Source organism: Nostoc sp. NMS7 (assembly GCF_017115085.1).
Lineage (GTDB): Bacteria > Cyanobacteriota > Cyanobacteriia > Cyanobacteriales > Nostocaceae > Nostoc.
In genome coordinates this window covers 126874-133987 of the sequence record NZ_JABXKJ010000237.1, presented here as the reverse complement: position 1 = coordinate 133987, position 7114 = coordinate 126874, and the positions used below count along the sequence as shown (strand labels likewise).

At 42.9% G+C, this 7114-nt stretch carries 9 protein-coding genes and 1 pseudogene; 5 read left to right on the top strand and 5 right to left on the bottom strand.

Annotation, left to right across the window (positions count from 1 at the left end; translation table 11 throughout):
* Window positions 1–52 precede the first annotated feature (52 nt).
* Entirely contained in the window at window positions 53–379 is a 327-nt protein-coding gene (locus HWQ38_RS31615; RefSeq protein ID WP_292801735.1) for a LysR family transcriptional regulator, read from the bottom strand.
* Between the two features lie 113 nt (window positions 380–492).
* Here HWQ38_RS31615 and HWQ38_RS31610 point away from each other — a divergent pair, with 113 nt between their 5' ends.
* From HWQ38_RS31610 to pcrA, 3 genes are all read left to right on the top strand, one after another.
* The gene (locus HWQ38_RS31610) at window positions 493–873 is read left to right on the top strand and encodes a nuclear transport factor 2 family protein (RefSeq protein WP_292801733.1); all 381 of its coding nucleotides are present in this window, start codon (window positions 493–495) and stop codon (window positions 871–873) included.
* Window positions 874–1105: 232 nt separating this feature from the next.
* Entirely contained in the window at window positions 1106–2110 is a 1005-nt protein-coding gene (locus tag HWQ38_RS31605) for a zinc-binding alcohol dehydrogenase family protein (protein WP_292801731.1), read from the top strand.
* Between the two features lie 258 nt (window positions 2111–2368).
* Window positions 2369–4693: a DNA helicase PcrA gene (gene pcrA / locus HWQ38_RS31600; protein ID WP_292801729.1), complete on the top strand. Its 2325-nt coding sequence runs from the start codon at window positions 2369–2371 to the stop codon at window positions 4691–4693.
* A 48-nt stretch (window positions 4694–4741) separates the two neighbouring features.
* On the opposite strand, the gene HWQ38_RS31595 is transcribed toward pcrA, so the two are convergent.
* The 3 genes and pseudogenes from HWQ38_RS31595 to HWQ38_RS31585 form a co-directional block, all read right to left on the bottom strand.
* On the bottom strand, window positions 4742–5035 hold the full coding sequence (locus tag HWQ38_RS31595; protein WP_292801727.1) for an antibiotic biosynthesis monooxygenase: 294 nt from the start codon (window positions 5033–5035) through the stop codon (window positions 4742–4744).
* An 80-nt stretch (window positions 5036–5115) separates the two neighbouring features.
* A pseudogene (locus HWQ38_RS31590) lies at window positions 5116–5232 on the bottom strand (transcriptional regulator); the annotation flags it as partial.
* A 103-nt stretch (window positions 5233–5335) separates the two neighbouring features.
* On the bottom strand, window positions 5336–5554 hold the full coding sequence (locus tag HWQ38_RS31585) for a type II toxin-antitoxin system HicB family antitoxin (protein ID WP_366933363.1): 219 nt from the start codon (window positions 5552–5554) through the stop codon (window positions 5336–5338).
* Window positions 5555–5788: 234 nt separating this feature from the next.
* On the opposite strand from HWQ38_RS31585, the gene HWQ38_RS31580 reads away from it, so the two are divergent.
* Both HWQ38_RS31580 and HWQ38_RS31575 read left to right on the top strand, forming a co-directional pair.
* Window positions 5789–6061 carry a type II toxin-antitoxin system HicB family antitoxin gene (locus tag HWQ38_RS31580; RefSeq protein ID WP_292801723.1) on the top strand — a complete coding sequence of 91 codons (273 nt, stop codon included), beginning with the start codon at window positions 5789–5791 and terminating at the stop codon, window positions 6059–6061.
* Window positions 6062–6134: 73 nt separating this feature from the next.
* A complete protein-coding gene (locus HWQ38_RS31575; protein ID WP_292801721.1) occupies window positions 6135–6269 on the top strand; it encodes a hypothetical protein in 135 nt (44 codons plus the stop codon).
* A gap of 349 nt (window positions 6270–6618) precedes the next feature.
* Here the strand turns inward: HWQ38_RS31575 and HWQ38_RS31570 are convergent.
* Window positions 6619–7114, bottom strand: a 496-nt coding sequence (locus HWQ38_RS31570) for a tetratricopeptide repeat protein (protein ID WP_292801719.1), incomplete at its 5' end; no start/stop codon positions are given.

The window sequence follows — 7114 nt, the reverse complement described above, 5'->3', positions numbered from 1 at the left end:
CGAAAAATAAAAAACAAGGGTAATAGTGACTATGTTGCAATTTAAATGCCGATTAGCTTAGTTCTTGCATCGGAAGAAATGCAGGCGGCAGAGAGAGCCGTAGTGTCCCTGTCAGTTCCTGCTGCTGATTTTCAAGGATAAACAAGCCAGTTTCAAACGCCTCGAATCCGCGAACCGCGTATTCATAAAACGTTGTACCTGCTTGAGTCATTCGTAAATGGCGTGTAGAACGTTCTAAGAGTCGAATACCGAGGTCTTTTTCCAGTTCCGCAATCCACCGACTCACGGTTGCCACCGGGGTATTTGTCCGTCGGGCAGTCTCCGAAAAGCTGCCATACTGAACCACTTTGACAAACAAAGCAGCCGAGTTGAAGTCCATTGTATCTTTCCATATTTGAGAAAATACTTCTCAATTTTACCTACTACCCATCAAATCTAAGAATATGTACACTGCTCAATAGGTTAAAAAAATCTCAATTCAGGAAAGTATCTATGAAACAGATTCAAGAAGTTCTTCAGCAATATGAGCAGGTTTTGAATGCGTCAGATGCGAATGCGGCACTGGAACTTTACAGCAGTGATCCGATATTCATGCCCCAGTTTGCACCTGCTCAAGTAGGACGCGATGCAGTTCTTGATACCTACAAGCAAATTTTTCAAACTATCCAACTCCAGGTCAAGTTTACGATCCATGAGGTAGAGGCAATGGGGGAATTTGCCTATGCTCGCACCTCATCATCAGGCACAGCAACTATTTTAGCCGACAACAAAACTACGTCTGAAGGAAATAATGAGATGTTTATCTTCAAGCAGGAGAACGGCAATTGGAAAATTCATCGGTATTTGTTTGCCTCTTCACAGGCATCCAATTAACTCATCCAATTAGCCAGTAGATCACGGCGGAAATAAACATACCATTCCAAATGGCGCAAAAGCTTGGAATACAATACTTTTGACTTTTGACTTCCGCGCAGAGGTACTAACTGTAGCAGCTTGCAAACATAAATGCTCCGGCTTACAGGCAACAAACCCTTCTATGATGGTGTTCATCCAAAAACTGGGTTTCACGGCATAGAACCAGCTGATTTAGTCTCTGATTAACGTTATGAAAGCAATTGTTTTAGAATCTCCCGGTGATCCGACAGCCCTTCAGTTACAAGAGATTACAAAACCATCTCCTCAGCCTGGATGGGTGCTAATCGAGGTCAAAGCCTTTGGTCTAAACCGTTCTGAGATGTTCACGCGTCAAGGGCACTCTCCCAGTGTTCAACTTCCCCGAGTTTTGGGGATTGAGTGCGTTGGTATTGTCGAAGCCGCCCCTGACACCCCATTTCAGCCCGGTCAGAAGGTAGCAGCGATTATGGGAGGTATGGGACGAGCGTTTGATGGCAGCTATGCCGAATACACCTGTGTCCCGCAAGCCTGCGTATTTCCGATTAAGAGTAACCTCGACTGGTCAGTGTTAGGAGCCATTCCAGAAATGTTCCAGACAGCTTACGGTTCTCTCATGTCCGGTTTGGGCGTGCAGGCTGGGCAGACGCTATTGATTCGGGGGGGTACTTCATCAGTTGGTATGGCCGCAACACACCTTGCCAAAGAACTGGGGCTAACCGTTGTGGCGACTACTCGCAATTCTTCTAAAGTAGAAGCCTTGCAAGCAAATGGGGTTGATCGCGTTGTAATAGATACAGGAGCGATCGCAACCTCTATCCGTCAGAATTTTCCCAAGGGGGTTGATCGCGTTTTGGAACTGGTAGGAACCTCTACCCTGCTGGATTCCCTGCAATGTGTTGCCCCTAGTGGCATTCTCTGCATGACCGGTATTTTGGGTAACGCCTGGACATTAAACGACTTTTCGCCAATGGATGATATTCCTCACACGGTAAGATTGACCGTTTATACCGGAGGTACTGAAGATTTATCTATTGAACACTTGCAACGATTTATTGATGGTGTAGAAGTGGGGCAAAACCGGGTCAATATAGACCGTGTTTTTCATCTGGACGAGATTGTTGAAGCACACGAATATATGGAGTCTAATCAAACAACAGGAAAATTAGTGGTATTAGTAAATGAGCCGAATGGCACTAAGAAAAGCCGAAACACTTGAAATTTTAGCAGTTTGCAATTGCTTGCTCCCATTCGTGCCAGCGTTTCATGCCCTTCAATTGGTTCGTTAGGATGAACCACACCGTTTTGGAATGTGCCTTTGACTGACAGCATAGCTTTTTCTTGCTTCTACGATAAATCATGATAGAGTACCATTCTGGTTAAGAATATTGCCACACAATCTTTATTGACCAAGTTTCGTTAAGATGTTGTAACCTGGGCAATAGCGACTCTCTCAGGCGATCGCTTTTTCACATCCATGACTACAACCATCGATTTTCTCAGTCACCTTAACCCTAGCCAACGTCAAGCCGTCGAACATTACTGCGGCCCGTTGCTAGTAGTTGCTGGCGCAGGTTCCGGTAAAACACGAGCGCTGACTTATCGCATTGCGAATCTGATTCTGAAACACCGCGTTAATCCAGAAAACATCCTGGCGGTTACTTTTACCAACAAAGCCGCGCGGGAGATGAAAGACCGGATTCAACGGCTGTTTGCGGAACAACTGGCTATAAAGCAACATGGTCAGCGTTTTGATTTGTTGACAGAATATCAACAAATGCAATTGCGATCGCAAGTTTACAAAGATACGATCAAAGACTTATGGTGTGGCACTTTCCACAGTCTATTTTCTCGCATTCTCCGCTTTCATATTGAAAAATACGTAGACGAAAAAGGACGACGTTGGAATCGCAATTTCTCTATCTTTGATGAATCAGATGTAATGACTCTGATCAAAGAAATCGTCAATAAACAGCTAAATTTAGACGATAAGAAGTTTGACGCCCGCTCTGTCCGCTACGCTATTAGTAACGCTAAAAATCAAGGTTTATCCCCCCAAGAATTTGAGCAAGAACAACCTAATTATCGCGGACGGGTGATTGCCCAAGTTTACAATTTATATCAAGATAAGTTAGCACAAAACAATGCTCTCGACTTTGATGATCTAATTCTCGTACCTACTAGATTATTTCAACAAAACGAGCAAGTATTGGATTACTGGCATCGCAAATTTTGCCATATCCTTGTAGATGAATATCAGGATACTAACCGCACTCAGTATCAACTCATCCACTTATTAGTCACTAATGGTGAAACCAAAAAGAGCGAATGGGAATGGGAAAATCGCTCAGTTTTTGTTGTCGGCGATGCAGATCAATCCATTTATAGCTTTCGGATGGCAGATTTCACCATCTTGCTGGGATTTCAGGAAGACTTTGGCGATGGTTTGGTAGATGATGACACCCGAACGATGGTTAAGCTGGAAGAAAACTATCGTTCTTGTGAAAACATTCTGCAAGCGGCGAATGAACTGATTGAAAATAACACCCAACGGATTGATAAAGTCCTCAAACCGACGCGGGGGCCGGGTGAGCAGATTTATTCTCAAAAAGCGGATAATGAACTAGAAGAAGCCGACTTTGTAATTAATCAGATTCGCACTTTAGAACAGCAAAATCCAGAGTTGAACTGGGGTAGTTTTGCCATACTTTATCGGACAAACGCCCAATCTCGCCCCTTTGAAGAACTGTTGGTGAAATATCGAATTCCTTACATAGTTGTGGGAGGAATGAAGTTTTACGATCGCAAAGAAATTAAAGATGTCGTCGCATATTTAAGAGCGATCGCTAACCCAGCTGATACAGTCAGTTTATTACGAGTCATCAATACTCCCCGGCGGGGAATTGGCAAAACCACTATTGACGCTTTGGTTAACGCCTCCCAGCAATTAGGGACAACTTTGTGGGAAATACTCAGCGATGAGACATCAGTTAATACATTAGCTGGACGGGCGACAAAAGCTGTAAATAGCTTTGCCGAAATGATTAGCCGTTGGCAAAAACAAATCGCCACGGTTCCCGTAACTGAGGTTTTGCAAGGAATAATAGAAGACTCTGGTTACGTTCAAGACTTGATGAATCAAGGCACAGATGAAGCCACAGATCGGGTACAAAACGTTCAGGAACTTTACAATGCGGCGTTGCAATTTCAAGAAGAAAACGAAGAGGTTTCCCTCCGAGATTTTCTAAGTAGCGCCGCCCTCAGTTCCGATTTGGATAACTTAAAAGAAGGACAGACAGCCGTTTCTTTGATGACTTTGCACGCTTCCAAAGGTTTGGAATTTCCTGTAGTATTTTTAGTGGGATTAGAACAAGGGCTATTTCCCGGCTACCGATCGCTGAGTGATCCCGCATCTTTGGAAGAGGAACGCCGTTTGTGTTATGTGGGGATTACTCGCGCCCAAGAGCGGTTATTTTTATCACACGCGCGAGAACGTCGTTTGTATGGTTCTCGTGAAGCCGCCATGCGATCGCAATTCCTCGACGAATTACCAGATGAATTAATAAATACTCAACGCCTGAGTCGTCAAACTTATACTAAAAGTGCCTCTACTTCTAGTGCGAAACCAGATACAAACCAGAATTGGCAAGTGGGCGAGAGAGTATTACATAAAACTTTTGGGCTTGGTGAAATCACTCATGTTTTCGGAACGGGTAGTAAGATGTCTGTGGCAATTAAATTTTCTAGCTTGGGACAAAAAATTGTTGACCCAAGAGTAGCACAGTTGCAAAGAGTAGAGTGATACAGCCACAGATCCCCGACTTCTTAAATAAGTCGGGGATCTTGTTTTTCATATTTCAATTTCTTCAAAGTGTTCAACAATGGGAGATGGATCATAAAAATGATGCAGAAGTTTTTTCCACTCTTGAAACTCAGCAGAGCCTCTAAATACAACAGTATGAGCTTCTAAATTTTCCCATTTAACAAGTAATAAATATTTACCTTTGACTTCTATGCACCTATGCAGTTCATGAGATAAATATCCGTTAATTGAGGAAATAAGATTGGAAGCTTTTTTAAAAGAAGCTTCAAAATCAGATTCTAGCCCTGGTTTGACATAAAGCATCACTGCCTCAAGAATCATAAGCTTTTTTGGTGATAATTAAACTAATTTTATATTGTTAAGGGAGAATTTATTAATAAAACCTTCCTCAAATTTTGGGACTATAAAAATAATGCAGGTGATACATCGAAAAAACTTCCTAGTGCTTTGGCTTGACTTTTACTAATACTTCTTTTTCCATTTATTACCTCTGAAATAATACCTTTGGAGCCATTTACACTTCTTTTCTAAAGCATTCGCCTTGACAACACGATCATTCACAACCACATAATAGCGTAGGTGTAGCCCGTTGTAGACATCGCTTTATGGATTATGACACACTCAAACCTCTATAGGAATTTGTTCGAGCAAATAACTACCTGTGGGAATTTCTTTATTTTGTTGACGATAAGCAATAACCATTTCTTTTGTTGCGTCTTGCAACATAGCCCTGCATTCTTCTATGGTTTCTCCTTCTGTGATAACTTCTTGCCATTCAATGAGTTGTCCCATATATCCGCTATTAGTTTTTGTATATTTTGCAGTGTATGTAATTAACATTGCTGTGTTTGTGAAGATAATTATATGATTGATCGTAGCTGATTTTTTGTTGTGGGGGCAATTGCTCTCTATCATTCATAACCACATAATAGCGTAGGCGTAAGACATCGCTTGTAGATTTACGCTTTAAACTAAAGCCTACGCCTTGACAACACCATCATTCAACCGGGGTAAAGCGTCAGAGAAATAAATTTTTTAACGTAAGATTAAACTGGTAGCACAACACGAGATTTCATGGTGATAAGGTTTATTCTGAGCGACTATGTTGAGCGAGCGATCGCCCAGGCAATTTATGACAAGTTAGAAGATGGTACATTTGCAGGTAGAATTCCTGTTTGCAAAGGAGTGATCGCCTTTGCATCGACTTTGCGCGAGTGTGAGGATGAATTACGCTCAACACTGGAAGACTGGATTTTGCTTGGGTTAAAGCTGGGACATTCTCTACCAGTAATTGATAATATTGACCTCAACAAGGAGCCTACCCTTGAGCCGATGGATACCGTGTAAGCGTCGGGATTTTGTGAAAAAATTACGATGGATTGGGTTTGAGGGGCTTTATTCTGGAACAAGACATCAGTTTATGGTTTATGGCCAACATCGTCTAACTATTCCCTCTAATGATGAGTATTCTGTACCGCAATTGCGGATGATGATTGGGGAAGTTGAGGTGATTTTAGAGCGGAAAATCACGCTAGAAGAATGGAATAGCCTTTAAGATTTGCCGAGAAGCGATCGCTCTTAATGTAGTGTAATGAGTTTTAGGAGAGCGATCGCCCTCACAACACCATCATTTCACCTCAGAACACGACACTCCGAGTTCAGAACACGACACTCTGAGCTTGGAACACGACACTCTGAGCTTGGAACACGACACTCCGAGCTTGGAACACGACACTCCGAGCTTGGAACATGAAACTCCGAGCTTGGATCATGAAAGGCCGAGTTCAGAACATGAAACTCCGAGCTTGGAACACGAAACTCCGAGTTCAGAACATGGAAACTCCGAGTTAAAGCGATCGCTCTTTTCAGTTTTATTACGGTATGCTTTGCCCAGAAGTCAAATTTTACTGTGGTGGGGGGAGGCGATCGCGAAGATTTGCCAAATTTTCACGACACTTAAGAGTCCAAGGATGGTTCACCTCTAATTGTTGCTCAAAAATCTCTAATGCTTGCAGATACAATGGTTCCGCTTCGGTATAACGTCCTTGTAAGTGGTAAATTTTTGCCAAATTGTTAAGACTAAGGGCAAAAAATGGATGTTCTTCTCCCAGCAGTCTGCGCCTAAGTTCCAAAGCTTGGATGCAAAAGTGTTCGGCTTCGTTGTATCTACCTTGATCACGGTAGAGAGTCGCTAGGTTGTTGAGGCTAGTGGCGACATTTGGATGTTCTTCTGGCAGCAGCTTGCGATTGAGTGCTAAAGCTTGGATGTAAAGGGGTTCGGCTTCGCTGTCTCTGCCTTGGGAACGGTAGAGTCCCGCTAGGTTGTTGAGGCTAGTGGCGACAGATGGATGTTCTTCTGGCAGCAGCTTGCGCCTGAGTGCTAAAGCTTGGATGTGAAGG

What these genes read in the sequence shown, in the direction of transcription:
- HWQ38_RS31580 (WP_292801723.1), top strand. Translation starts at nt 5,789, where the DNA reads ATGGTGATAAGGTTTATTCTGAGCGACTATGTTGAGCGAGCGATCGCC.
- pcrA (WP_292801729.1), top strand. Translation starts at nt 2,369, where the DNA reads ATGACTACAACCATCGATTTTCTCAGTCACCTTAACCCTAGCCAACGT.
- HWQ38_RS31575 (WP_292801721.1), top strand. Translation starts at nt 6,135, where the DNA reads ATGGTTTATGGCCAACATCGTCTAACTATTCCCTCTAATGATGAGTAT.
- HWQ38_RS31585 (WP_366933363.1), bottom strand. Translation starts at nt 5,554, where the DNA reads ATGTTAATTACATACACTGCAAAATATACAAAAACTAATAGCGGATAT.
- HWQ38_RS31605 (WP_292801731.1), top strand. Translation starts at nt 1,106, where the DNA reads ATGAAAGCAATTGTTTTAGAATCTCCCGGTGATCCGACAGCCCTTCAG.
- HWQ38_RS31595 (WP_292801727.1), bottom strand. Translation starts at nt 5,035, where the DNA reads ATGATTCTTGAGGCAGTGATGCTTTATGTCAAACCAGGGCTAGAATCT.
- HWQ38_RS31610 (WP_292801733.1), top strand. Translation starts at nt 493, where the DNA reads ATGAAACAGATTCAAGAAGTTCTTCAGCAATATGAGCAGGTTTTGAAT.
- HWQ38_RS31615 (WP_292801735.1), bottom strand. Translation starts at nt 379, where the DNA reads ATGGACTTCAACTCGGCTGCTTTGTTTGTCAAAGTGGTTCAGTATGGC.